The sequence below is a fragment of the Curtobacterium sp. Curtsp22 genome, assembly GCF_059492135.1.
In genome coordinates this window covers 3753642-3778310 of the sequence record NZ_CP168519.1, presented here as the reverse complement: position 1 = coordinate 3778310, position 24669 = coordinate 3753642, and the positions used below count along the sequence as shown (strand labels likewise).

The 24669-nt window shown below is 71.3% G+C and carries 24 protein-coding genes and 1 tRNA gene; 7 read left to right on the top strand and 18 right to left on the bottom strand.

Going from position 1 to position 24669, the window contains the following annotated elements; all coding sequences use genetic code 11:
* Positions 1-26: 26 nt before the first annotated feature.
* From ilvD to otsA, 3 genes are all read right to left on the bottom strand, one after another.
* Positions 27-1721, bottom strand: coding sequence for a dihydroxy-acid dehydratase (gene ilvD / locus ACEN8D_RS18250; RefSeq protein WP_070418527.1), 1695 nt, complete (start codon positions 1719-1721; stop codon positions 27-29).
* A gap of 107 nt (positions 1722-1828) precedes the next feature.
* A complete protein-coding gene (otsB, locus tag ACEN8D_RS18245; RefSeq protein WP_071303818.1) occupies positions 1829-2611 on the bottom strand; it encodes a trehalose-phosphatase in 783 nt (260 codons plus the stop codon).
* Positions 2604-4196, bottom strand: a complete 1593-nt coding sequence (gene otsA, locus ACEN8D_RS18240; protein ID WP_070418525.1) for an alpha,alpha-trehalose-phosphate synthase (UDP-forming) — start codon at positions 4194-4196, stop codon at positions 2604-2606. Before otsA ends, otsB begins: the two co-directional genes overlap by 8 nt.
* 186 nt (positions 4197-4382) lie before the next feature.
* Here otsA and ACEN8D_RS18235 point away from each other — a divergent pair, with 186 nt between their 5' ends.
* Together ACEN8D_RS18235 and ACEN8D_RS18230 are read left to right on the top strand one after the other, a co-directional pair.
* Positions 4383-6917, top strand: coding sequence for a hypothetical protein (locus tag ACEN8D_RS18235; RefSeq protein ID WP_413461333.1), 2535 nt, complete (start codon positions 4383-4385; stop codon positions 6915-6917).
* A gap of 67 nt (positions 6918-6984) precedes the next feature.
* Complete coding sequence (locus ACEN8D_RS18230) at positions 6985-7956, top strand: magnesium transporter CorA family protein (RefSeq protein ID WP_309779886.1); 972 nt, start codon at positions 6985-6987, stop codon at positions 7954-7956.
* Here the strand turns inward: ACEN8D_RS18230 and ACEN8D_RS18225 are convergent.
* Positions 7953-9104 carry an SLC13 family permease gene (locus ACEN8D_RS18225; RefSeq protein WP_070418522.1) on the bottom strand — a complete coding sequence of 384 codons (1152 nt, stop codon included), beginning with the start codon at positions 9102-9104 and terminating at the stop codon, positions 7953-7955. The genes ACEN8D_RS18230 and ACEN8D_RS18225 overlap by 4 nt on opposite strands.
* 93 nt (positions 9105-9197) lie before the next feature.
* On the opposite strand from ACEN8D_RS18225, the gene ACEN8D_RS18220 reads away from it, so the two are divergent.
* Entirely contained in the window at positions 9198-9389 is a 192-nt protein-coding gene (locus ACEN8D_RS18220; protein WP_071294931.1) for a hypothetical protein, read from the top strand.
* Between the two features lie 84 nt (positions 9390-9473).
* On the opposite strand, the gene ACEN8D_RS18215 is transcribed toward ACEN8D_RS18220, so the two are convergent.
* The 4 genes from ACEN8D_RS18215 to ACEN8D_RS18200 all read right to left on the bottom strand — a co-directional run bounded on the left by ACEN8D_RS18215 (position 9474) and on the right by ACEN8D_RS18200 (position 13967).
* Entirely contained in the window at positions 9474-10640 is a 1167-nt protein-coding gene (locus tag ACEN8D_RS18215; RefSeq protein ID WP_413398502.1) for a mechanosensitive ion channel family protein, read from the bottom strand.
* 107 nt (positions 10641-10747) lie between these two features.
* The gene (locus ACEN8D_RS18210) at positions 10748-11662 is read right to left on the bottom strand and encodes a glycine betaine ABC transporter substrate-binding protein (protein WP_413398501.1); all 915 of its coding nucleotides are present in this window, start codon (positions 11660-11662) and stop codon (positions 10748-10750) included.
* A 14-nt stretch (positions 11663-11676) separates the two neighbouring features.
* A complete protein-coding gene (locus ACEN8D_RS18205) occupies positions 11677-12654 on the bottom strand; it encodes an ABC transporter permease (protein ID WP_413398500.1) in 978 nt (325 codons plus the stop codon).
* On the bottom strand, positions 12651-13967 hold the full coding sequence (locus ACEN8D_RS18200; protein ID WP_396127816.1) for a quaternary amine ABC transporter ATP-binding protein: 1317 nt from the start codon (positions 13965-13967) through the stop codon (positions 12651-12653). The genes ACEN8D_RS18205 and ACEN8D_RS18200 overlap by 4 nt, the downstream gene beginning before the upstream one ends.
* A gap of 428 nt (positions 13968-14395) precedes the next feature.
* Between ACEN8D_RS18200 and ACEN8D_RS18195 the strand changes: the two genes are divergently transcribed.
* Together ACEN8D_RS18195 and ACEN8D_RS18190 are read left to right on the top strand one after the other, a co-directional pair.
* Positions 14396-15997, top strand: coding sequence for an amino acid permease (locus ACEN8D_RS18195; RefSeq protein ID WP_413398499.1), 1602 nt, complete (start codon positions 14396-14398; stop codon positions 15995-15997).
* 116 nt (positions 15998-16113) lie between these two features.
* Positions 16114-16419, top strand: a complete 306-nt coding sequence (locus ACEN8D_RS18190) for a hypothetical protein (RefSeq protein ID WP_261646670.1) — start codon at positions 16114-16116, stop codon at positions 16417-16419.
* Between the two features lie 11 nt (positions 16420-16430).
* Here the strand turns inward: ACEN8D_RS18190 and ACEN8D_RS18185 are convergent, their stop codons facing one another.
* From ACEN8D_RS18185 to ACEN8D_RS18150, 8 genes are all read right to left on the bottom strand, one after another.
* Positions 16431-17267: a VOC family protein gene (locus ACEN8D_RS18185; RefSeq protein WP_413398498.1), complete on the bottom strand. Its 837-nt coding sequence runs from the start codon at positions 17265-17267 to the stop codon at positions 16431-16433.
* Positions 17268-17354: 87 nt separating this feature from the next.
* Positions 17355-17981 carry a PepSY domain-containing protein gene (locus ACEN8D_RS18180; protein WP_413398497.1) on the bottom strand — a complete coding sequence of 209 codons (627 nt, stop codon included), beginning with the start codon at positions 17979-17981 and terminating at the stop codon, positions 17355-17357.
* A gap of 48 nt (positions 17982-18029) precedes the next feature.
* Positions 18030-19373, bottom strand: a complete 1344-nt coding sequence (locus ACEN8D_RS18175) for a sensor histidine kinase (RefSeq protein WP_413398496.1) — start codon at positions 19371-19373, stop codon at positions 18030-18032.
* On the bottom strand, positions 19366-20043 hold the full coding sequence (locus tag ACEN8D_RS18170) for a response regulator transcription factor (protein ID WP_309889521.1): 678 nt from the start codon (positions 20041-20043) through the stop codon (positions 19366-19368). The genes ACEN8D_RS18175 and ACEN8D_RS18170 overlap by 8 nt, the downstream gene beginning before the upstream one ends.
* A gap of 264 nt (positions 20044-20307) precedes the next feature.
* Positions 20308-20520, bottom strand: a complete 213-nt coding sequence (locus ACEN8D_RS18165) for an SCO4848 family membrane protein (RefSeq protein ID WP_070418512.1) — start codon at positions 20518-20520, stop codon at positions 20308-20310.
* Positions 20521-20697: 177 nt separating this feature from the next.
* A complete protein-coding gene (locus ACEN8D_RS18160; protein WP_309889517.1) occupies positions 20698-21624 on the bottom strand; it encodes a hypothetical protein in 927 nt (308 codons plus the stop codon).
* On the bottom strand, positions 21621-22088 hold the full coding sequence (locus ACEN8D_RS18155; RefSeq protein ID WP_022905932.1) for a M48 family metalloprotease: 468 nt from the start codon (positions 22086-22088) through the stop codon (positions 21621-21623). The genes ACEN8D_RS18160 and ACEN8D_RS18155 overlap by 4 nt, the downstream gene beginning before the upstream one ends.
* A complete protein-coding gene (locus tag ACEN8D_RS18150) occupies positions 22085-22525 on the bottom strand; it encodes a hypothetical protein (RefSeq protein ID WP_070419521.1) in 441 nt (146 codons plus the stop codon). Before ACEN8D_RS18150 ends, ACEN8D_RS18155 begins: the two co-directional genes overlap by 4 nt.
* 84 nt (positions 22526-22609) lie before the next feature.
* Between ACEN8D_RS18150 and ACEN8D_RS18145 the strand changes: the two genes are divergently transcribed.
* The gene (locus tag ACEN8D_RS18145; protein WP_413399562.1) at positions 22610-23260 is read left to right on the top strand and encodes an IMPACT family protein; all 651 of its coding nucleotides are present in this window, start codon (positions 22610-22612) and stop codon (positions 23258-23260) included.
* Between the two features lie 105 nt (positions 23261-23365).
* Here ACEN8D_RS18145 and ACEN8D_RS18140 read toward each other — a convergent pair.
* Positions 23366-23441: transfer RNA gene (locus ACEN8D_RS18140), tRNA-Lys, on the bottom strand.
* A 93-nt stretch (positions 23442-23534) separates the two neighbouring features.
* On the opposite strand from ACEN8D_RS18140, the gene bcp reads away from it, so the two are divergent.
* Positions 23535-24005, top strand: coding sequence for a thioredoxin-dependent thiol peroxidase (bcp, locus tag ACEN8D_RS18135; RefSeq protein WP_413399563.1), 471 nt, complete (start codon positions 23535-23537; stop codon positions 24003-24005).
* A gap of 73 nt (positions 24006-24078) precedes the next feature.
* Here the strand turns inward: bcp and ACEN8D_RS18130 are convergent, their stop codons facing one another.
* Entirely contained in the window at positions 24079-24501 is a 423-nt protein-coding gene (locus ACEN8D_RS18130; RefSeq protein WP_495601099.1) for a hypothetical protein, read from the bottom strand.
* Between the last annotated feature and the right edge of the window lie 168 nt (positions 24502-24669).

Sequence of the window (24669 nt, the reverse complement as noted above, 5' to 3'; positions counted from 1 at the left end):
TGATGGCGATGGTGCGTGTGTCGACGCTAGCCCGTGACCGCGCCCTTGGCGGCGGACTGGACGAGCTTCGCGAACTTCGCGAGGACTCCGCGGGTGTAGCGCGGGGGCAGCGGGGCCCAGCCTTCTCGGCGGGCTTCCAGCTCGGCTTCGTCGACCAGTAGGTCGAGCGAGCGAGCCGCGATGTCGACACGGATGCGGTCGCCATCGCGCACGAATGCGACTGGACCTGCGTCCACCGCTTCCGGTGCGATGTGGCCGATGCACAGGCCGGTTGTGCCGCCTGAGAATCGTCCGTCCGTCAACAGTAGTACATCCTTGCCGAGTCCAGCGCCCTTGATGGCCGCCGTGATGGCGAGCATCTCGCGCATGCCGGGGCCGCCCTTGGGGCCCTCGTACCGGATGACGACGACGTCGCCCTTCTGGATCTTCCCCTCGGTGAGGGCGTCCATGGCGGCGCGCTCGCGATCGAACACCCGCGCGGGGCCCTCGAAGACCTCGGCGTCGAAGCCGGCCGTCTTCACCACGGCGCCCTCCGGCGCGAAGGAGCCCTGCAGGATCGTCAGGCCACCGGTGGCGTGGATCGGGTTGTCGAGCGTCCGGAACACCTCGCCGTCGAGCTCCGGCGGGTCGATCTCGGCCAGGTTCTCGGCGAGGGTCTTGCCGGTGACGGTCATGACGTCGCCGTGCAGCAGGCCGGCGTCGAGCAGCGCCTTCATGATCACCGGGATGCCGCCGTTGCGGTCCACGTCGACCATGACGTACTTGCCGAACGGCTTCATGTCGGCGAGGTGCGGGACCTTCGAGCCGATGCGGTTGAAGTCGTCGAGGGAGAGCTCGACCTCGGCCTCGTGCGCGATCGCGAGGAGGTGGAGGACGACGTTCGTGGAGCCTCCGAGTGCCATGGCGACGGCGATGGCGTTCTCGAACGCCTCCTTCGTGAGGATCTGGCGGGCGGTGAGGCCCAGGCGGAGCATGTTGACCACGGCCTCGCCGGAGCGGTGCGCGTAGTAGTCACGACGACGGTCGGCGCTGGGCGGCGCTGCCGAGCCGGGGAGCGACATGCCGAGAGCCTCGGCGACCGACGCCATGGTGTTCGCGGTGTACATGCCGCCGCAAGCGCCCTCGCCCGGGACGATCGCACACTCGATCTTCTTGAGTTCCTCTTCCGACATGGTGCCGGCCTTGCACGCGCCGACGCCCTCGAAGGAGTCGATGATCGTGACCTCCTTGAAGGAGCCGTCGGCCTGCTTCACGTAGCCCGGCATGACCGAGCCCGCGTAGAGGAAGACGCTCGCGAGGTCGAGGCGCGCGGCCGCCATGAGCATGCCTGGAAGGGACTTGTCGCAGCCGGCGAGCAGGACGGTGCCGTCCAGTCGCTCGGCGTTCACGACGGTCTCGACACTGTCGGCGATGACCTCACGCGAGACGAGGGAGAAGTGCATGCCCTCGTGACCCATCGAGATGCCGTCGGAGACGGAGATGGTGCCGAACTGGAGCGGGTACCCGCCCCCGGAGTGGACGCCCTCCTTCGCCCCCTGCGCGAGGCGGTCGAGGGAGAGGTTGCACGGGGTGATCTCGTTCCACGAGGAGGCGATGCCGATCTGCGGCTTCTCCCAGTCCTCGTCCCCCATCCCGACGGCACGCAGCATGCCACGCGAGGTGGTTGCTTCGATCCCGTCGGTGACGACCCGGCTGCGCGGCTTGACGTCGATATCAGGCATGGGGTGAGTCTAGGCGCAGTTGGGATACCAATCCGACAACTCGATGCATCCGCATGAGTGACGGGCGGTCCAGGAGGCGCGGTTCGGGTCCGTCGGGTCGCTGCGGGTCAGCGCGTGGCGCGGATCCGAGCGAGCTGCTTCAGCACGTCGGTGAGCGCCGCGGGGTCGGCGACCCGGTAGCCGGCGAGCGTGTCGCCCTCCCCCACCTTCACGCCGACGTCGCCGTCGCGGAGCACCCGGAAGGCGTCCTCGTCGGTGACGTCGTCGCCGGCGAAGAACACCGCGTCGGCGCCGTGCAGGTCGCGCAGCCTGGCGATCGCGTCGCCCTTCGTGACGTGCCGGACGGCGAACTCGAGGATGTCCTTGCCCCCGCGTTCGAGGACGTCCGGGTCGGCCTCGTGCGCGGCGGCACTCGCGGCGGCGTTCGCCTCGGCCGCGACCTCGGCGCTCACCCGGCGGGTGTGAACGCCGTGGCCGGCCGGCTTGTGTTCGATGACGACACCCGGGAACCGCTCCCCGACCGCGTCGAGCGCCGTGCCGATCCGGGCCACGCGGGCCTGCTCGTCGTCGGTGAGGGCCGCTTCGTCGTGTCCGTCGACGCGCCACTCGACGCCGTGCGACCCGACGAGGGCCATCTCGGCGGGGGCGTGCGTCACCGCGGCGAGGCTGTCCAGCGGACGCCCGGAGACCAGGACGACCTCGGTGTCCTTCGCCCGGTGCAGGGTGAGGACGGCCGCCCACGAGCCGGGCAGGGCGCCGACCTGCGACGGGTCGTCGGCGAACGGCGCGAGCGTGCCGTCGAAGTCGAGGGCGACGATGAGTCGCGGCGCAGCCGCGAGCGTCTCGAGGGCCCGGTCGACGGCGGTCTGGTCGGTGGTCGTCTCAGGCATCACGCGCCTCCCGGGTGTCCTCGGCAGCACGCGCCGTCTGGGCGTCCTGGTCGAAGATCGACATGTTGTCCGTCTGCGCCTCGCGGTGCTGGTCCTTCGGGTCCGCCGCGGAGGGGTCGATCTGCGCGTTCTTCGGGGCGTGGCGGTCGAGCGCCTCGAGGAACGAGCGCGACCAGCGCGCCACGTCGTTGTCGCGGACGCGCTTGCGGAGGGCCCGCATGCGGGTCGAGCGTTCGCGTCGGGGCATCTCGATCGCGCGCTGGATCGAGTCCTTCAGCGCGCCGATGTCGTGCGGGTTGACGATGACGGCCTGCTTCAGTTCGTCGGCGGCACCGGCGAACTCGGACAGGATGAGGACGCCGTCGTTGTCGAACCGGGCCGCGACGTACTCCTTCGCGACGAGGTTCATGCCGTCGCGGAGGGCCGTGACGAGCATGATGTCGGCGGCGAGGTAGAGCGCCACCATCTCCTCGCGCGGGTAGCCGTGGTGCAGGTAGGCGATCGGCTGGTGTCCGATCACGCCGAGGTCGCCGTTGATGCGGCCGACCGTGAGCTCGATCTCGTCGCGGAGCGTGGCGTACGTGTCGACGCGCTCGCGGCTCGGGCTGGCGACCTGCACGAGGGTGGCGTCCTCGACCGCGATGCGGCCGTCCTCGACGAGTTCGCCGAAGGCCTTGATCCGGTGGCGGATGCCCTTCGTGTAGTCGAGGCGGTCGACACCGAGCAGCACGGTCTTCGGGTTGCCGAGGCTCGCACGGATCTCACGGGCGCGCTCCTGCACCTCGGGTCGGTGCGCGATCTCCTCGAAGCCGGCGGCGTCGATGGAGATCGGGAAGTGCCGGGCCTCGACGTGCCGCACCGTGATGCCCTTGCGGCTGCGCGGTGCGTCCGGGTCGTCGACGGGGACGTCGATCGTCTGCCCCTTGGTCGTGTAGCCCTTGATGTGCCGGACCGCCCGGAGGAAGTCGCTCGCGTCGTCGTGCCGCTGGAAGCCGATCACGTCCGCCCCGAGCAGGCCGTCGAGGATCTGTGCGCGCCACGGGAGCTGGGCGTAGATGCCGACGGGCGGGAACGGGATGTGGTTGAAGAAGCCGATCGTCAGGTCCGGGCGGAGCTCGCGGAGGAGCGCGGGGACGAGCTGCAGCTGGTAGTCCTGCACCCAGACGATGCCGTCCTGCTCGACGATCTCGGCGATCTGCTCGGCGAAGCGCTGGTTCACGCGCTTGTACGCGTTCCACCAGTCGCGGTGGTAGCTCGGGTGCTCGATGACGTCGTGGTAGAGCGGCCAGAGGGTGTCGTTGCTGAACCCCTCGTAGTACTCCTCCACGTCATCGTTGCTCAGCGGGACGGGCACGATGTGGATGCCCTCGTTGTCGAACGGGGCGACCTCGACGTCGGGCTGGCCGACCCAGCCGACCCAGGCACCGTCGTTCGCGCGCATCACCGGCTCGAGTGCGGTGACGAGGCCGCCGGGCGAGTGCCGCCAGCCCTCGTTGCCGTCCTCGTCGACGATGCGGTCGACCGGCAGGCGGTTCGAGGCGACGACGAAGGCGTAGCGGGTCTGTTCGGTGCGGGGTGCTGCCATGGGGTGCTGGGGTCTCCGTTCCGCCCGGCACGAACGCCGGGTTCGGTGCCGAAGTTACCAGCGTGCCGACAGCGGATTCACGGCGGATCGACGGCTTCCGGTACGCTGCGTCCATCGTGTCGGGGGGACACGCAGGTGACGCACGGGGTCGTCACCGCCCTCTCGACGAGAGAGGACCCAACCGTCGTGAGCGATCAGTCGCCCGTCCCGCCCGTTCCGCCCGGGCCCCCGTCAGCCGCGCCGGCAGCGTCGGACCCGCTCGGTCGCCTGCTCCGCGCCGTCCCCGGTCGCGACTGGGTCGCCGCCGTCGTCGCGGGTGTCGGCGGGTGGGTCGCCGCGTACGTCGTCGCGGCGATCTCGCTGTTCCTGACGGTCGCCGTGGCCGCCGCCGGTTCCGGTCCGGTGTCCACGGGCTCGTCCTCGGGCCTCGGCACCGGCGGCTCCGACCTCGGGTCGGCCGGGGCACCCGACGTCCAGTCGCTCCTGTCGGGGGTGAGCGTGCTGCTGGGGTCCCCGGCGCAGCTCGTCGCCCTCGCGGACCTCGGGCGGCTGCACGGCTCCGGTTCGATCCTGCTGCTCGGTTCCGGGTCGGGGTCGGTCGGCGTCGTGCCCGTGCTGGTGCTCGCGGCGCAGGTCGTGCTCGCGGTCGTGCTCACTCGCCGCATCCGGAGCCGGGTCCTCGCGCTCCCGCAGCTCGTCGTCACGGCGGTCGTCGCCGGGCTCGTGACCACCGCGGTCACCACACTCGCCGGCCTCGTGCTCGCCATCCGTTTCCCCGCCGTCTCCGGGGTGCAGATCGACCCTGTGCACGCCGTGGGGATCGGCAGTGTGCTCGGGTCGTTCGTGATCGGCACCCTCGCGGTGCTGCTCGCGCGTCCGTCGCTGCTCGTCGGCGGGAACACCTCCGTCGCCCGGGCACTCGGTGCCCTGCGGGTCGCCGCGTGGCAGTTCGGCGGGCTCCTCGTCCTGCTCGCCCTCGTGCTCGTCGTCGTGGCGCTCGTCGCGCAGCCGTCGTGGGGCGCCGCCCTACCGCTGCTGCTCGGCAACGCGGCCGTCGCCCTGACCGCGCTCGGCTTCCTCGGTGGGGTCGGCAGGTCCGGACTCGGTGCCGCCGGGAGCAACGCCTCGGTCTTCGCGGGCGCCGGTGGCTGGACCTGGCTCGTCGTCCTGCTCGTCGTCGTGAGCTCGTTCGCGGCCGGTCTGGCGCTCGCGGTGCGCCGGAACGACCGGGTCCGCACGACGCTCGACTGGGTCGCGACGCCCGTGGTCTGGTTCGTCGCCGGACTCGTGCTGTTCGTGCTCGGCACCGGCGTGGTGTCCTACCAGGTGACGGGTTCGAGTGCGGTCGGCGGGTCCGGCTCGGTCGGTGTGACGCCGTGGACGCCCGTCGTCTTCGCGCTCTGGGGCGGGGCCATCGAGGTCGTCGCCCGGTACGTGGCACCCGTGCTGCTCCCCCGCCTCGGCGGCGGCGTGCTGCTGCGGACGGCGCGCGTGGTCGGGACCGACCCGGTGCCGGCCCGGCCGACCGCTCCGCTCGACGGGTCCGCCGGCGCTAGCGTGCCCGGGGCACCCGTCGCTCCCGCCACGGGGGCGACCGGCTCGACGGCCGACGGTGCGGCTCCGGTGTGGGCGGTGCCCGCGGATGCGGCGGCCCCGGCAGGCCCGACGCAGCCGGACCAGCCCGTCCAGCCCGGTGCCCCGGTCGGCCAGCCGCACCCGAGCCAGCCGTTCGTCGGCCAGGGCGCCCCCGCCCCCGCGCCGATGTCCCCGCGCGCGAAGAAGGTCCTCGTGCGCTCCCTCGTCGCGGGCGGCGCGGTCGTCGTGGTCGTCGTCGCAGGAGCGATCACCACGAGCGTGCTCCGCACCACCGTCTGGGGTCCCGGACCCACGGCCCGGTCGTACGTCGACGCGATCGCCCAGGGCGACGCGGACACCGCGGCGAGCCTGAGCGAGGTGACCGGCGACGCCTCGATGCTCGACTCCGCCGTGCTGCAGAGCGCCAAGGACCGTCCCACCGACGTCCGCGTCGGCCGGGTGTCGACCAGCGGGGACACCGCGTACGCGAACGTCACCTTCCGGCAGGGCGACGCGCAGCGCTCGGGTCAGATCGTCCTCGAGCGGACCGGCACGTCGTTCCTCGTGAAGGACGAGTGGCGCGTCACGGAGCCGCTCACGGACCGTGTGACGGTCTCGGCCGCGCAGGTCCTCGAGGGCGCCGACGTGACCGTCGGCGGCAAGAAGGTGGGCGTCATCGAGAACGGCTCGTTCCAGTCGCTCGCGTACCCGGGCAGCTACCAGGTCGAGGTCGGCGGCACGGAGTACTTCACCGGCGGCACCGAGACGCTCCGCGTGGGGTCGTCGAGCTCGCCGTACGCCGACTTCGAGGCGAAGCCCACGAAGCAGCTCGAGACCGACGCCGAGCAGTACGTGTCGGACCTCATCGACGACTGCGCGGCGAAGACCGACATCAGCTACGCGGACGGCTGCCCCTGGTACGGCCCGTACGACGCGGACGGCGCGGTCCAGTACGACGTCCGGTCGAAGCCGGACCTGGAGGTGCAGTCGTCCGGTGGCGGACTCGTCGAGGTGACGAGCACCGCAGACGGCAGGATCGGGTACTCGTACACGGACTACTTCGGGGACGCGCAGAAGGGCGAGGACACGTTCGACGTGGACGTCTACCTGAAGGTCGAGGACGGGAAGCTCGTCTCGGCGTACTGAGAGCCCGCACCGCGTGCACGGCCGACCCTGGAGTCCCGGGGTCGGCCGTCTCACTAGGCTCGACCCCATGGTCATGACACGGGCGTGGCGGAACGGCACCGCGGCGGAACGGGACTTCCCGGTCGACCGGATCTCCGAGCTCATCGCCGAGGACGGCACCTTCGTGTGGGTCGACTACACGGACCCCGATCCGTCCGACCTCGAACACGTCGAGGCCGAGCTCGGCATCCACGCGCTCGCGGTCGAGGACGCCGTCGAGCGCGGCCAGCGCCCGAAGCTCGATCGGTACCGCGACAGCCTCTTCCTGGTCGTCTACGACGTGGGCGGCCTCGACCACGCCGGGGACCTCACCACGCACGAGGTGAAGGCCTTCGTGACCGAGCACGCCCTCGTCACGATCCACGGCGGCGACGTCGACACCGGGGCGATGGAGCGCCGGCTCGACGCGACCACGGACATCGCCGACCACGGCGTCCCGTGGTTGATGTGGGGCCTGCTCGACGCGGTCACGGACCACGCCACGAACACGGTCGAGGACATCGAGCGCCGGATCGACGCGCTCGAGGAGGACCTCTTCGAACACGGCACCCCGCGTGAGAAGCAGATCCAGCGGCGATCGTTCCGCCTCCGCAAGGCCCTGGGCGTCCTGCGCCGTCAGGTGGTCCCCACACGGGACAGCGTCGCCTCGTTGCTGCACGGGGACGCCGAGACGATCTCGGACGGCATCCGCCCCTACTTCCGCGACGTCGAGGACCACCTCGTGTCGATCACCGACTCCGTCGACCAGCTCCGCGACGCGGTGTCGAGCGTCCTCGACACGAACCTCAACCTGGCGTCGAACCGGCAGAACACGGTCATGAAGAAGGTGACGAGCTGGGCGGCGATCATCGCGATCCCGACGGCGATCACGGGGGCGTTCGGCATGAACGTGACGTTCCCCGGCGAGAGCCACTGGAGCGGGTTGTTCTACGCGCTCGGACTGGTGGTCGTCTCGTCCCTGTCGCTCTACGGGGTGTTCAAGAAGAAGGACTGGCTCTAGAGCCGCAGCGCGAGGACCCCGGCGACGACGGTGAGCGGTGCCACGATGCACCCGAGCGCCATGTACCGCCCCCACGACAGGTGGACGCCCTCGGACGACAGTCGTGCGTGCCACAGCAGCGTCGCGAGCGAGGCCCACGGCGTGATGAGGCAGCCGGCGTTCACCCCGACGAGGAGCGCCGCGTAGCGCAGGGCCTCGTGCCCGGCGGCCGGCTCGAGCACCAGGTAGGCGGGCAGGTTGTCGATCGCGTTCGCCGCCAGCGCGCCGGCACCGCCGAGCACCAGGAGCGACCCCGTCCCGGTGCCACCGGAGAGCGCAGCCACGATCGGGTCGGTGATGCCGGTCGTGTGCAGTGTCTCGACGACCACGAACAACCCGGCCGCGAAGACGAGCGTCGACCACGGCACGCGCGACGGCTTGAGCTCCGACGGCGCCCGGAAGGCCGCGACGACCACGAGCACGACCGCCGCGGCGATCGCGGCGATCCACACCGTGACGCCGGCGGTCAGGGCGATCACCAGCGCGACGAGCACCGCCGACGCCGACCAGAAGAACACCGGGTCGGTCGCCGCCCGGACCGAGACCGGCGTGTACCGACCGAAGAGCTTGCCGCGGAACACCACGAGGAGCACGGCGCACGGGATCACGACACCGGCGAGGGCCGCCCACACCATGAGCCCGGCGAACGGGATCGGCCCGTCGAGCCCGATGCGGTCGACGGCGAGCAGGTTCGTCAGGTTCGACACCGGCAGCAGCAGCGACGCCGTGTTCGCGAGCCACACGGTCGTCAGCGCGAACGGCATCGGCGGCAGTCCGACCCGCCGGGCGAGCGTGATGACGATCGGGGTGAGGAGCACCGCCGTGGTGTCGATCGACAGGAACACGGTGCACAGGACGGCGAGCACGACCACGGCGCCCCAGAGCCCGATCGTCCGCCCGCCCCCGACCCGTGCGGCGACGTCGGCGAGCCGGTCGAAGACCCCGGCGTCCGCCGCGAGCTCGGCGACGACGGTGAGTCCGAGCACGAAGGCCAGCACCGGGACGACCCGGTCGGCGAGCTCGGCGAGGTCGGACAGTGGGAGCAACCCGAGGGCGACGCACACCGCGCCCACCACGAGCAGGACTCCCCCGATGACGGCCTGGCGCACGACGACTCCTCCACGAGTGCGCCGGGCAGGGCGTCCGGCGGCGCTCCAATGTAGCGGCCGGTAGCGTTGACGGGACGACGACAGGAGGAACCCGTGCGGAAGTTCATGTTCAGCGGTGCGGTGTGGAGTTCGATCATCAGCGGCTACAGCGTGCTGCAGACCACGCGGCAGGGCCCGCGTGACTGGCGCCTCGCGCTGACGTGGGTGGCGTGGATCGCGACGACGCTCGTAGCGATCGGCACGGTCGTCGAGGACGACCGCGCCGTCAAGGCCAAGCAGCCGTAGACCGCGACGCGACCCGGTGACGGACGGGAGGGACGGTGCCAGCTGGCACCGTCCCTCCCGTCCGTCTGTTCCGGGGCCGGCCGGTCAGCGCTCCGACCGCGGGATGTCCGAGGTCTGGATCGGTCCCGTGAAGAGCGCCGCACGGTCGTCCTGGTCCGGCGTGAACAGCGCGGACTCCGAGGCGGTCGACGCCGCGCGCCGTCGCGGCGCCGCGACCTCGTCCACCATGAGTACCCGCTGGACCGGCAGCGCGTCGGGGTGGGTCCGTTGGATCCAGTCGACGAGCTCCTCGCGGATGTAGCAGCGCAGGTCGAACAGGGACGGCGCGTCGTGCGAGGTCGCGAGGACCCGGACACGCACGGACCCCTGCACGGCGTCGGTGACCTGCAGGACCTTCACCCGGCGGTCCCAGAGCTCGGTGCGGTCGAGGATCCGGTCGAGCTCGGCCCGCATCTCCCCCGGCCGGACCCGCCAGGCGAGGTCGAGCTCGACGGCCCCGAGCAGCTCGCTGTTGGTCCGGGTCCAGTTCTCGAACGGCGTGCTCGTGAAGTACGTCGACGGCAGCACGAACCGCCGGTCGTCCCACAGGTGCACGACGACGTAGGTGAGGGTGATCTCCTCGATCCGACCCCACTGCTGCTCGACCACGACGACGTCGTCGACACGGATCGCCCCGGAGAACGCGAGCTGCATGCCAGCGAAGACGTTGCCCAGCGTCGACTGCGCCGCGAGGCCCGCGATGACGGAGATGAGCCCCGCCGACGCGAGCACGCTCGCCCCGGCTGCCTCGACCCCCGGGAAGGTCAGCAGGATCGCGCCGATGCCGATGATCACGAGCACCGCGACGGTCAGCCGGCGGATCACGAGGACCTGCGTGCGGATGCGGCGGGCGTGCCGGTTGTCCGGGACGTCGATGCGGAAGCGGTGCAGGCCGAGGTCCTCGAGGAAGATCGCGATCTGGCACGCCAGCCAGGTGCCCGCTGCGATCGTGGCGATGAGGAAGCCGTGCGACACCGGCGCGCGCCACGGGAAGGCGTCCGGCCGGTTCGGGACGCTCGTGACGAAGGCGACCCAGAGGAGCACGACGAGCAGTTCGGTGCGGAACGGGTGCTTCATGCGTCGGGAGAGCACGGCCGCCCAGCGTTCCCGCCGCGCGAGTGCGCGGAAGACGAGGTGCAGGACGAGCGCGGCGGCGGCGGTGACGAGCAGCGCGACGCCGATCGCGACGAGGAGCCGGAGGAGGATGTCCATCCCTCCATCGAAGCGGTGGACGACGGACGTCGTTCAGGAACGCGACCACCCGCATGCCAGGAGGCGCGGCGCCGGACCGGCACCGCGCCTCCTGGCAGGGGCTGCTGCTACTTCGTCGAGGTGAGCGAGTCCACGTAGTCCTGGTGCTCGGACGCCCACTTCGCGGTGATCGCCGGGTACTCGCTCGTCTTCGCACCGCTGTTCACGAGCGCGTTCTCGAGTGAGTAGAGCGTGTCGGAGTCCATCGCGAAGTCCTCCATCCACTTCGACGCCTGCGGGAACTCGTCGGCGAAGTCCTTCTTGGCGATGGTGTGGATCTCCTCGTTCTTGCCGAGGGCGCCCTTCGGGTCCTCCAGGTCCTTGATCGGGAAGGCGTCGTACGCCCAGTGCGGACGCCACAGCGTCACGACGACGTCCTCCTTCTTCGCGATCGCGGCCTTGAGGTCGGCGAGCATCGCCGGCGTCGAGCTCGTGATGAAGTCCATCCCGTCGAGGCCGTACTGCGGGATCACCTGGTCCTGCACGACCTTCGTCTCGCCGGCTGCGGGCTCGATGCCGACGATCTTGTTGCCGAAGTCCGAGGCCTTCGCCGTGAGTTCGTCGATCGAGTCGATGTCCGAGTACTCCGGCACGGCGAGCTCGAGCGACGCCTGCTCGTTCCACGCGCCGAGGTCCGTGAGGTCCTTGCCGTACGTGTCCATGTACTCCTTGTGCGTGTTCGGCAGCCAGGTGTCGAAGACGACGTCGTAGTCGCCGGATGCGAGGCCCGTGTAGGCGGGTGCGACGTCGGAGTTCGTGAGCTGGACGTCGTAGCCCTTCTGCTCGAGGACGTGCTTCCAGAGGTAGCTCGCGGCGGTGTCCTCGTCCCAGCCGTTGAAGACGACGACGTGCATCGACTTCTGGTCGCCGTTGTCGAGCGTGCCGGAGGCGCCGTAGTACCCGGGCGGCATGCACGCGGACAGGCCGAGTGCGGTGGCGGCGGCGAGGGCGGCGGCCGCGAGGGTGCGCTTGGTTCGCTTCATGATCTGTTCCTTCCTCACGCGTCGACGGTCTGGCGGTCGGTGGCCGCTTCGGTGGTGGCGGCGGTCTGGGCGGTCGCCGCGTTCGGCGTCGCGGTCACGGTGGGCTTCCGCTTCGCACGTCCGAAGAGCCTGGAGGCGCGGCCCGAGTCACCGCCGAGCGCTGCGGTCAGGCGGTCCAGCAGGATCGCCAGGACCACCACCGACAGGCCGGCTTCCGCACCGAGACCGACGTCGATGCGGTTCAGCGAGGCGACGATCTGCTCGCCGAGTCCCCCGGCGCCGACCATGCCAGCGATGACGACCATCGACAGCGACAGCATGATGACCTGGTTGACGCCCGCCATGATGCTGGCCTTCGCGAGCGGCAGCTGGATCTGGCGGAGGATGCGCCACGGGCTCGACCCGAACGCGGCGCCGGCCTCGACGACCTCGCTCGGGACCCCACGGATGCCGAGCTCGGTGAGCCGGACGCCCGGAGCCATCGCGAACACGATCGTCGCGACGATGCCGGGGACGACGCCGACGCGGAAGAGCAGCAGCGCCGGGATCAGGTAGACGAAGGCCGGGGTGGTCTGCATGAAGTCGAGCACCGGGCGGATGATCCGGCTGGCGGTGTCCGAGCGGGCGGCCCAGATGCCGAGCGGGATGCTGAACACGACAGCGAGCCCCGCGGCGACGATCACGAGGGCGAGGGTGTCCATCGCGTTCGTCCACTGGCCGACGCTCACGATGAAGAGCAGACCGACGGCGGCGCCGAGTGCGAGCTTCCAGCCCTTCGCGACGAACGCCAGGACCACGAGGATCGCGACGACCACCCAGAACGGCGGCGTGGAGAGGAAGTACTCCATCCACGCGTCCATCCACGTGAACACGTAGCGGACGACGTCGAAGAAGCCGGAGAGGTAGGTGGTGATCCAGTCGACGATCGCTGCGACCCAGGTGCCGAGGGGCAGGTGGAAGTCGCCGAAGGAGTTGGTTCCGGGGGTGATCATGCGTGGTCTCCTTCGGCGAGGGTCGAGTCCATGTCGGAGTCGGAGATGCGGGTGACCGGCTCGAGCACCGGGATGGGCATCGTCGCCGTCGGCACGTTGCCGAGGGCGGCGAGCAGCGTGACGCGCGGGACGACCCCGAGCAGGCGCCCCTCGTCGTCGACGACCGCGATGGGCAGCGGCGACTCCACCGCGAGCTCGAACAGGTCGGTCAGCGCGGTCTCCGGCGCGACCCGGGCGTACTCGGTGTTGACGATGGCGTCGAGGTTCGTGTCGCCGGCCTTGACCTGGCGCATGACGTGCCGGTCGCGGACCCAGCCCTCGAGCTTCCGGCCGCGTCCGGTCACGAAGACCGCGGCCGTCTGCAGGTCACGCATGGTCCGGAGCGCGCCACGCGGGCCGACGGTCAGCGGGACCGCGGCACGTGCGGGCTCCATGACGCTCGACGCGGTGAGCACGCGGGCGCGGTCGACGTCCTGCACGAACTGGGCGACGTAGTCGTTCGCGGGGTCCGTGAGGATGTCCTCCGGCGAACCGATCTGCACGATCCGGCCGTCGCGCATCACGGCGATCCGGTCGCCGAGGAACATGGCCTCGTTGAGGTCGTGCGTGATGAAGACGATCGTCTTGCCGAGGCGCTGCTGCAGGTCGACGAGCTGCTCCTGCATCTCGCGGCGGATGAGCGGGTCGAGGGCGCTGAAGGCCTCGTCCATCAGCAGGACGTCGGTCTCGGCGGCGAGGGCGCGGGCGATGCCGACGCGCTGCTGCATGCCGCCGGAGAGCTCGTCGGGCTTGGCGTCCGCCCAGACGTCGAGTCCGACCAGGCCGATGACCTCGCGGGCCTTGGCGAGCCGGGTGGCCTTGTCGACGCCGTTGACCTCGAGGCCGTACGCGACGTTCTCGAGCACCGTGCGGTGCGGCAGCAGCGCGAAGTGCTGGAAGACCATCGACACGCTGGTTCGGCGGATCTCGCGGATCTCCTTCGGCGTCGCCTTGGTGACCGTCCGGCCGCCGATCTCGACGCTGCCCGCGGTCGGCTCCAGTAGGCCGTTCAGCATGCGGATGAGCGTCGACTTGCCCGAGCCGGACAGGCCCATGACGACGAAGATCTCGCCGGGACGCACGTCGAAGGACGCGTCGATGACGGCTGCCGAGCCGAGGTCACGGACCTCGTCACGGGTGGCGCCGTCGGCCAGGCGGCGGACCGCTTCACCGGGTCGACGGCCGAAGACCTTGTAGGCGCCGTGCACGCGCACGGCCGGGATGTCGGTGGGGTGGTCCGGCGTGACGGCACGCCGGTCCTGGGGTGGTGCGATGGTCAACGGTGCTCCTCGCGGGACCGCGGCGCGGAACGGCGCACGGCGGTACCGGTGGTTGCGGACGGGTCGCCCGGCACCGTGTTCGGCGACATCGCATCGAGCCCGCGCAACGGCGCAGGGCGAGCGATCACGCACGCGGGGGTCGTACTCGGGACGACCCCGGTCCAGCCGACCGTACGGCCCCCGCTGTGCTGCTGCGGCGGACGCGTCCTGATCGTCGGTGTCCCCTGAAGGGACGTTCAAGGCTATCGGCGCTTGTCCCCCGTCGCGAATCCGGGTCCGCCGGAATCCCGGCACCGGTGTACCCCGTTCACGGCGTGTCGCCCATCGGTGCGGGGATCGCGATCGTGACCGGCTCGTTACTTTTCAGGAGACTCGCATGGTTGTGTGCCACCCCTGTTCGACGCACCTGTAGCGTGTCGCGCATGACAGCGCAGAACGACACCGGGGTGGACCGCGCGCCCGCGAACGACTTCTCGCACGAGCAGGAGGGCTACCAGCACGGGCTGAAGCCCCGGCAACTGCAGATGATCGCCATCGGCGGCGCGATCGGCACAGGGCTCTTCCTCGGTGCGGGCGGTCGCCTGCACACCGCGGGGCCGGCCCTGGCGGTCGTGTACCTCATCGCGGGCATCTTCGCGTTCTTCATCCTCCGGGCACTCGGTGAGCTCGTGCTGCACCGTCCGTCGTCCGGGTCGTTCATCTCGTACGCCCGCGAGTTCTTCGGTGAGAAGTTCGCCTACGCCGCCGGGTGGATGTACTTCCTCAACTGGGCGATGACCTCGATCGTGGACACCACCGCGGTCGCGCTCTACCTGCACTACTGGGCCGGACCGCGCGCGATCCCGCAGTGGGCGCTGGCCCTCGCGGCGCTCGTCGTCGTGCTGGCCGCGAACCTCGTCGCCGTGAAGGTCTTCGGCGAGCTGGAGTTCTGGTTCGCGATCATCAAGGTCGCCGCCCTGGTGGCCTTCCTCATCGTCGCGCTCGTGTGGCTCGTGTTCGCGTTCCCCGTCGAGACGGGCGGCGAGACGGTCCGGACCGGGTTCAAGATCTGGGCTGACAACGGCGGCCTCTTCCCGACCGGTCTGCTCCCGGCGGTCCTCGTCGTGCAGGGCGTCGTGTTCGCCTACGCCGCGATCGAGCTCGTCGGCACCGCGTCCGGCGAGACGCAGGACACCGAGAAGGTCATCCCCCGCGCGATCAACTCGGTCGTCTTCCGCATCGCGGTGTTCTACGTCGGGTCGGTCGTCCTGCTCTCGCTGCTCCTGCCGTACACCTCGTACAAGGACGGCGTCAGCCCCTTCGTGACCTTCTTCTCGTCGATCGGCAACCCGCAGGTCGGCCAGGTCGTCGGCTCGATCATGAACTTCGTCGTCCTCACCGCGGCGCTGTCGTCGCTGAACGCCGGGCTCTACTCGACCGGACGCGCACTCCACTCGATGGGCATGAACGGCTCCGCGCCGAAGTGGACCACGAAGATGACGAAGGGCGGCGTGCCGTTCGCCGGCATCCTGCTGACCTCGGCGTTCACGCTGGTCGGCGTCATCCTCAACCTGTTCGTCCCCGGGCAGGCGTTCGAGATCGCCCTGAACATCGCGAGCCTCGGCATCATCACCGCCTGGGGCACGATCATCCTCTGCCAGATGAAGCTGCGGTCGTGGGCGAAGCAGGGACTCGCGAAGGAGCCGTCGTTCAAGCTGCCGGGGGCGCCGTACACGTCCTGGCTGACGCTGGTGTTCCTCGCGACCGTCATCGTGCTCATGGCGATCGACTACCCGATCGGCACGTACACGATCGCGTCGCTCATCATCGTGATCCCGCTGCTCATCCTCGGCTGGTTCCTGCAGCGCGACCGCATCCTCCGGATCGCCTCGCTCCGCTCGGGCATCACGGGTCCGTACCCGGTGACCGGTCGGGACCCGGCGAACCAGGTGCGTCGGAGCGGCGCCGGCACGGACGGGTCCCCGGCTGCGGGCTCGGACGCGTCCTCGGGTCCGGATGCCGGTTCGGACGACCACCGGGCCTGATCACCGGCCGCTCCCCCGTCCGTCGGCTCGACCGGCGACGGGCGGAGTGTCCGGATAGCGAAACAGCGCGCCTTGGGCGTGCAGGAGGGTCCGGCACCCGTCGGTACGATCGGCGGGTGCCGGACCAATCTGTCTCCCCCACGCTCGACCTCCAGCTCACCTGGCGCGGTACCTTCGGCCGCGTCCGGGTGTTCGACGACCGCGTCGCCGCCGAGACCAGCTACGAGCGGGACGCCCTGACGCCGGTGCCGATGGAGTCCGTGCGCGGGTGGCGGATCGAACCGTGCGACTTCGACGCGGTGTGCGTCGAGTTCGTCACGCCCGGGGAGACCTACCGGGTGCTGCTCGACACGACGGACGAGCAGGTCGCCGGGCTGGCGTTGCGTCGAGCCCTCGGCGCGCCGTTGCCGTCCGCGTCCTGAGCCGGGCAGACTCAGCCGTCCTGCGGCGCGAACTGCGTGACGCGGAACGTCGCGCCCTGCGGGTCCTGCAGCTCCGCGGCCCGGGTCCAGAAGCCGTCCCACGAGTCCAGTACCCGACCACCGAGCCGTTCGGCGAGCGCTGCGGCACCGTCGCGGTCCGCCACGCTGAACGACACGTGCCAGTCGTCGGCACCGGCGTCGAGCTTGTCGAGCGCGCCGATGACGTCGGCGAACCCCTCGGGCGCGCCGACCTGGCGTTCGCGGATGTCCGGGTCCGAGGTCGCCGCGAGGTGGTCGCCGTACCCGGGCAGCCGGACCATCGCGCTCGGGCCTTCCTCGATGCCGGAGACCTGCCAGCCGAAGAGCTGCTCGTAGAACCCGATCGCCTGCTCCGGATCGGTCGAGCGGAGGTCGCTGAACACCCACCCACCAGGGGCGTTGATGTGCTGGGCGCCGAGTCGGGCACGCGCCTGCCAGAGCCCGAACGCGGCACCACGGGGATCGACGCAGTCGACACTGCGGCCGGCCGCTCCCCCAGGTCCGGCGTCCTCGGCGGGACCAGCGGTGCCGCCGAGCTCCGTGACGCGACGGGCCACGGCGTCGGCGTCGTCGACCGCGATGTACGTGAGCCACGTGGCCGGCTCGTCACTCGACGCGACGGCACCGACCTCGTGCCCGTCGATCGACACGATGCGGTAGGAGCCCGGCACCCCCGGCGGGAGTCGCTCCTCGAAGTCCCAGCCGAACAGCCCGCCGTAGAAGGCCTGGGCCGCATCCGGGTCCGGCTGTCGGGCGTCGATCCAGCTGGGGACGCCCTGGGGGTACGTGCGCGGGGTCTGGTCGGTCATCGTCGTTCCCGGGTCCGCCGGCGCGTGGCCGGATGCCCCAGGTCTACCGCGGACCACCGACGCCCTCGCGCCCGAGCCCTCCACGGCTCAGTCGTCGGTGTCGACCTCGTCCGTGACGACCTTGCCGGTGCCCGCGTCGAGGCGGACGCTGTGCTTCGTGCCCGAGGCGTCGCGGACGTCGCCCTCCCAGACGACCTTCCCGAGGTGGTCGTCGAGCCCGAGCTCGGTGATCGTGCCGGCGTGCAGGTCCTCGAACCGGCCGACCGCGTCGTCCACGGTCAGGTCGGCCGCGGCCGTGAAGCGCTCGTTCTCGGCCCGGTCGTCGGCGTCCGAGGTCTCGGTCCGCGGCGATCCGGACACCGCCGTGCCGGCCTCGTTCGTGTGCACCTCGTGCTCGGTGCCGTCGTCGGTGACGACCAGCACTTCGTACGCGGTGCCGTTCTGCTCCTGCTCGACCGAGATCACAGTGCCAGACCCCACGGCGTCACGGGCGGTGGCGACGGCGGCACGCAGGGCGTCGTTCGACGTGGCGGACGCAGCGGTCGCGCCGCCGGACGCCGATCCGGACGAGGACGACGACGACGACGTGGACGATCCCCCGTCGGACTGCGCGGTGGAGCACCCGACGAGGGCGAGGGACGCCACGAGCGGCAGGGCGGCGATGCCGGCGACGCGACGGGTGGAGCGGGCTGTGGTGGTGCGGAGTGCGTTCATGCGACCAGGGTTCCGGGCGGGTGCTGAAGCACGGCTGAAGCCCCCTGGTCAGCCGCCGAGTGCGATGCGGACCGCGAACCGGGCACCGCCGAGCGGCGAGTCCGTCACGACGACGTCCCCGCCGTGCGCCCGGACCGCGTCCTGGACGATCGCGAGGCCGAGCCCCGCGCCGCCCACGTCCCGGCTGCGCGCCTCGTCGAGCCGGACGAGGCGTTCGAACACGCGCTCGCGGTCCGCCGGGACGATGCCCGCGCCGTCGTCGTCCACCGTCAGGACCGCGCGTCCGTCCTGCTCGGCGAGCGCGACGACGACCCGACCCTCGGCGTGCCGGACGGCGTTGTCGACGAGGTTGCGGACCACGGCGGCGAGGAGCCGTTCGTCCCCGAGGACACGGGCCGGCCCGATCCCGGACCCCTCGACCCGGATCGACCCGTCGGTGCTCCCGCCGAGCCGTCCACGCGCCCGGGCCACGGCGGCGAGCGCCAGGTCGTCGAGGTCCACCGGACGCCGGACGCCCACGTCGCCCTCGTCGAGCCGTGAGAGCTCGAGGAGGCCCGTCACGAGGTCCTGCAGCCGGAGCGCCTCCGAGCGCACCACCTCGGACAGCTCGACGACGTCGGCGCGGTCGGGGTGCGCCGCGGCGACCTCGGCGTGCTGGCGGATGGTCGCGATCGGCGACCGCAGCTCGTGGGAGGCGTCGGAGACGAACCGCCGCTGCCCCGCGGCGGAACGGTCGAGCCGGTCGAGCATGGTGTTCATGGTCGCGGCGAGCCGGGCGATCTCGTCGCCGGTGTCCGGGACGGCGACCCGGGCGTCCGGTCGTGCCGCGCGGATCGTCTCGACCTCGGTGCGCATGCGTTCGACCGGGCGGAGCGACCGGCCGGTGACCACCCACGTGACGGCCCCCATCACGAGCACGAGCACCGGGACGCCCGCGGCCAGCAGCGCGACCGCGGCACCGACGGCGGCGTCGGTCTGGTCGAGGGAGACCCCGTAGACCAGCGTCGCATCCCCGCCGCCGGGCAGGTCGACGTCATCGGCGACGAGCAGCCACCGCTCGCCGTCGTGGGTCCAGCGGGACTCGTCGGTCGTCGGGAGCGCCGGCGGATCGGCGTCGTCCCCGTGGGCGAGGACCGACCCGTCGTCCCCGACGACCTGTACGAGGACGTCCTCGTACCCGCTCACGACCCCGGCGCCGTCGGCCTCGACCCGCGCCGAGGCCTGCTCGAGCCCCGACTCCGCCGTGGTCCGCACCCCGTCGAGGAGGACGAGGCGGAGCACGACGACGAACGCCGCCGCACCGAGGAGCAGCGCCGCGAGCACGACGACGACCGCCCCGAGGGTGGTCCGCGCCCGGACGGACCGGAAGCGCCGACGGCCGCCGTCAGCCACCGTCCGCCGCCAACCGGTAGCCGGCGCCGCGCACGGTCTCGATCGCGGTGCGACCGAACGGCCGGTCGACCTTCCGACGCAGGTGTCCGACGTACACCTCGACGATGTTCGGGTCGCCGTCGAAGTCGACGTCCCACACGTTCTCGATGACGTCGCGCTTCGAGCAGACCTCGCCCGCGCGGCGCGCCAGGAACTCGAGGACGGCGAACTCGCGACTCGTCAGCTCGACGGGCGTCGACGCCCGGGACACCCTCCGGGCGGCCGGGTCGACGACGAGGTCGCCGAGCGTCAGGACCGCCGGGCGCTCGCGCGCACCTCGGCGCACCAGGGCACGCAGCCTCGCCACGAGGACCGGGTGCGAGAACGGCTTCGTCACGTAGTCGTCGGCCCCGGCGTCGAGCGCCTCGACCTGGTCCCACTCGCCGTCCTTCGCCGTCAGCATGAGGACGGGCGTCCAGTCGCCGTCGGCACGGAGCTGCGCGCACACGGCCCAGCCGCTGAGGCCGGGCATCATCAGGTCGAGCACGATCGCGTCGTAGCCGAACTCGCGGGCGTGCCACAGTCCGTCGACGCCGTCGTGAGCGACGTCGACCGCCCACCCCTCGGCTTCCAGCCCGCGACGGACGCCGTCGGCGAGCCGCACCTCGTCGTCGACCACCAGGACACGCATGTCCCGATCCTGCCGTGCGCCGCTGAAGCAGGCCTGAAGCGTCCTGGACGCGACCGGTCGCGGGCCAGGAGGCGCGGTGCGGGCCCGCACCGCGCCTCCTGGCCGGCACCGGGTCGCGTCCACAGCCCCGTCGTCGCCGGGTCCCGGGACGGATTCGGGTTCTGGCCCGGCCTCCGGCGGCGACGGTACCAGCGCCGATCCTGCTCCCTCGGCGACGGACACGCTCGCAGCCGGCCGGGTCCGGCGAGGCCGGTCGGGACCGGCTCAGACGAGCAGCAGGATCCCCGCGACGACGGCCGCGACGGCGATCGCCAGCGCGATGAGCAGCAGCACGAGGTGCACCGTGTAGAACGTCGTCGGCTTGCCGGCGGCGTCACGCGCCCGGGAGTCCTTCGCGACCCGCTGGAAGAAGCGCGGCCAGGTGACGACGTTGAAGACGGCACCGATGAACAGGACGAGGGCTGCGAAGACGGTCACCCGACGATCCTAGACACCGCGGGCACGGGCCGGTGGTGCTCGGCCGCCCCCAACGCGGCCGAGTCCCACCCCGTGCTGCCACATCGCGTGTAGCACCTGCTACAGACCCTACACGGCGGCCCGGACGACGTCGACCCATCCAGTGGGATCGATGTCCCGTTCTGGTAACGACTGGCGCTACGCCGCGTCGAGGGCCGCTTCGGCGTCGGCCAGGGCCCGCTGCTCCGACTCGCTCAGCGGCTGCCGGGCGCGACGGGCGCCGTCGTTGATCTCGACGATGAGCCGACTGAGCCGCGTCGCCGGATCGCCGGAGTCGGGGTAGGCGTTGTCGGTGCCGATCCGCGCGTGCAACGGCGTGAGGGCGCGCAGGGCGGTCTCCACCCGACGGGAGCGCCGACGACGGGAGACCTGGTGGCCGATGACGAGCAGGAGCATCCCGGACGACACGCAGATCACCGCACCCGGGGTCGTGACGTCGTAGGGCAGCGCGAGGGCCCGGGTGAGGCCGAGGTCGCCCAGGACGTGCGCGAGGTCCATCACCACGACGACGACCATCCGCACGACACCGAGGACCCCACCGAGCACGAGGACCCACAGGCCGACGAGGTCGGTGGTGGTGCGGGCCTCACGCAGGTGCAGGACGCAGATGAGTCCGGTCGCGCCGAGCGCCACCCCGAGGTAGACCGTCTGCGCGATCGAGTAGACCGTCGCCGCCGGGTGCGATCCGGCGTCGAGCATGAAGGTCGTCGTCGTCGCGGGCTTGTCGAGGACGGTGAACGCCACGATGACCACCACGACGACGACCGCGCACGTCACGACGATCGCGTTCCGGAGCCACGGCCGCGCGGCACCGACGGCCTTCGCCACACCCCAGAGCAGGGTGCTCGTCCCCGCGACCATCAGGCAGTCGCTGACGACCGTGACCACGTTGAACCCGCCGAACAGCGGATCGAGCCACCGGTACAGCGGGTCGACGTTCGTGACGATCGTCGCGGCGAACAGCAGGAAGGTGACCGCGAGCGTGCGGTCCTGCCCGCGCTGCAGGACGAACAGCGTGACCGTGCCCGCGATCAGGAGCAGCGCCTGGACGAGGGAGACGATCACCCGAACACCCCGCGGAACGCGCTCGGACGGTCGCGGTGGCCGCGGATGAGCCCGGCGAGCCGGTCGGCGAAGACCTCGGCCTCGTGCTCGTACTCGTTCGAGAACAGCCCGCGGGCGAGTGCCCGCTCGACCTTGTACTCGGGCAGGTCCGGGATGACGTCGCGGATGTAGGCCGCCTGCGGTGCGTGGTCCTGGTGGCGGTGCAGGATGTGGCCGAGTTCGTGGCCGATGACGAACGACCGGAACGTCCGCGAGGCCGTCGGGGAGATCATCACCAGGTGCTGCCGCTCGAGCGTCGCCACGAAGCCGCACACGGGCTCGGCGGCGAGGAACGCCTCTTCACGGACGACGATCGGCTTGCCGACCACCTCGGCCGCGGCGGCGACGGCCTGGTCGACGTCGGACCACCCCTCGGCCGCACCGCGCGCCCAGAACGCCTCGACGAGGTCGGTCGGAGCGCTCATGCGACGCTCCCCCGGGCGGACTCCTCCTCGAGCACCTCGGCGATGCGACGGAGCGCCTCGGGCGAGAGCTCACCGGGGAAGGTCCGGGCGGCGAACCCGCTGACACGTGCCGATCGGAGGGAGCGGACGAGGGCGAGCTGGGCGCCGATGCGCTCGGGGACGTCGCTGTCCTCGAGCAGGAAGCGCTCGTCGACCTCGAAGAAGCCCGCGAGCAGGCGGAGCAGCCCGGTGTCACGGTTGCGACGGCCGTCGCCGGAGAGCATGTACGTCCACTTCGCCCGGGACAGCGAGCCACCCTGGGCCGCCACGTACTCCTCGATCGCCGCGAACGGGACGGGGGCGCCGCGCTGCGCTTCCTCGAAGTCGAGGAGGAGGTTCAGCCGGCGCGCGAGTTCCGCGGCGTCGAGCACGCCACCCCTCGGATCTGCTGTCGCCATGTCGATCGGACTCCTCCCCAGCCGCACGTCGTGCAGGACATGGTAGCGCGAGCCGCCGACGAGGACCTCGCTAGCCTCGACGGTGTGAGCACCCCGTACCCGTCCACGGTCGCCGCCCCGGTCGAGCACGAGATCGTCATCACGAAGTCGCGCTTCATCACGACCGTGGCGCCGGTGTCCGGGGTCGCGGACGCGGACCGGGTGATCGCCGAGGTCCGCCACCGGCGGTGGGACGCCCGGCACAACTGCACCGCGATGGTCACCGGCGTGCTCGGGGACCAGGCGCGGTCGAGCGACGACGGTGAACCCTCCGGGACCGCCGGCGTCCCGATGCTCGAGGTGCTCCGGCGCCGCGGGCTGACCGACGTCGTCGCGGTCGTCACGCGGTACTTCGGGGGCGTGAAGCTCGGTGCCGGCGGCCTCGTCCGCGCCTACTCGACCTCGGTGTCCGAGGCACTCGACCGCGCGACGCTCGTGCACCGGCGCGCACTGACCCGGGTGACGGTGGACGTCCCGCACGCCGACGCCGGCCGGATCGACAACGTGCTGCGCGACTGGGTCCGGCACCACGGAGCCACGCTCGGCGACCCCGCGTACGGCGCCGCCGCGACGTTCGAGCTCTGGGTGCCGGGCGACGGCATCGAACCGCTGCGTGCCGACCTCGCCGCGACCTCGGCGGGAGCGCTCGACCCCGTGATCGGCGAGGAGCGCGTGGTCGACGTCCCCGCCGACTGATCCGCACGCGGAGTCGCGGCCGAATCGCACTCCGGGCGTGTCTCACCGTGCGGCACCGCGCGCCGGGAACGACGAAGGCCCCGACTCGATGAGTCGGGGCCTTGCTGGTGCACCCCCTCGGACTTGAACCGAGAACCCACTGATTAAGAGTCAGTTGCTCTGCCAATTGAGCTAGAGGTGCATGTTGCGCTTCCGTGCTGCAACGGGAAACAACAATAGCATGGGTTTCGCGTGCTCTTGACCACTCGGGGCACGGACCACGAACAGGAGCCCCATGACCGACCGTCTCGCCGCCGGCGACACCGCCCCCGACTTCACCCTGCCGGACCAGGACGGCACCGAGCACTCCCTCTCGGGCCTGCGTGGGAAGAAGGTCATCGTGTACTTCTACCCGGCAGCGTCGACGCCGGGGTGCACCACCGAGGCGTGCGACTTCCGCGACAACATGTCCTCGCTGCAGGCCGCCGGGTACGAGGTGCTCGGCGTCTCGAAGGACGACCTGCCGGCGCTCAAGACCTTCCAGCACGAGCAGGCCCTGACCTTCCCGCTGCTGAGCGACCCGGACCTCGCCGTGCACAAGGCGTACGGCGCCTGGGGCGAGAAGAACAACTACGGGAAGATCGTCACCGGCACGATCCGCTCCACGATCGTGGTCGACGAGGACGGCACCGTGCAGCTGCCGCTCTACAACGTCAAGGCGACGGGGCACGTGGCGAGCCTGCGGAAGAAGCTCGGCCTGGTCTGAGAGCCGACTGATCGACGGACGGGAGGCGCGGTGCCAGCTGGCACTGCGCCTCCCGTCCGTGGATCGGGACCGTCTACTCGACCGGACGGGCGAGCGCGTCCGTCACCGGTCGCGACAGCACCAGCGTGATGCCCAGCAGCGCGGGGATGAGCAGGAACCAGCCGACGGCGGGCACGCGGAACACGCCCTGGAACGCCCCGATCGCGAGCGCACCCTGCAGGACCTGCCAGACGATGATCCCGGACCGCACCCACGGACGACGGTTGCGGAGGCCGATGAACAGGGAGCCGAGCCAGAGCGCCGCGATGGCCGCGAGGACCGTCAGCGCGATCCCGGACGCGATGCTCGTGGCCGGCGCGACGATGAGTTCGACGATGAGGACGATCGTCACGACGACGAGGGCGACGAACTCGAGTCCGACGACGACGAGGAGCGCCAGGAGGGCAGGCGACCGCCGCTCGACGTGGTCGGGCTCGGTCGGGGTGGTGTCGGGCACAGCATTCCTCCAGCGTCGGAACCCTTGATTTGGCCCTACCAGTATGGAACGATATTCGAGGTCGTTTGGACGGCACGATGTGGTGTGCGTCTCCCGTGGTTCGACGCTCCTCCCCCGAGCGTTCTGCGGGCGTCAGACTCGCTTCCAGCGGACTCCTCCCCCACGGGT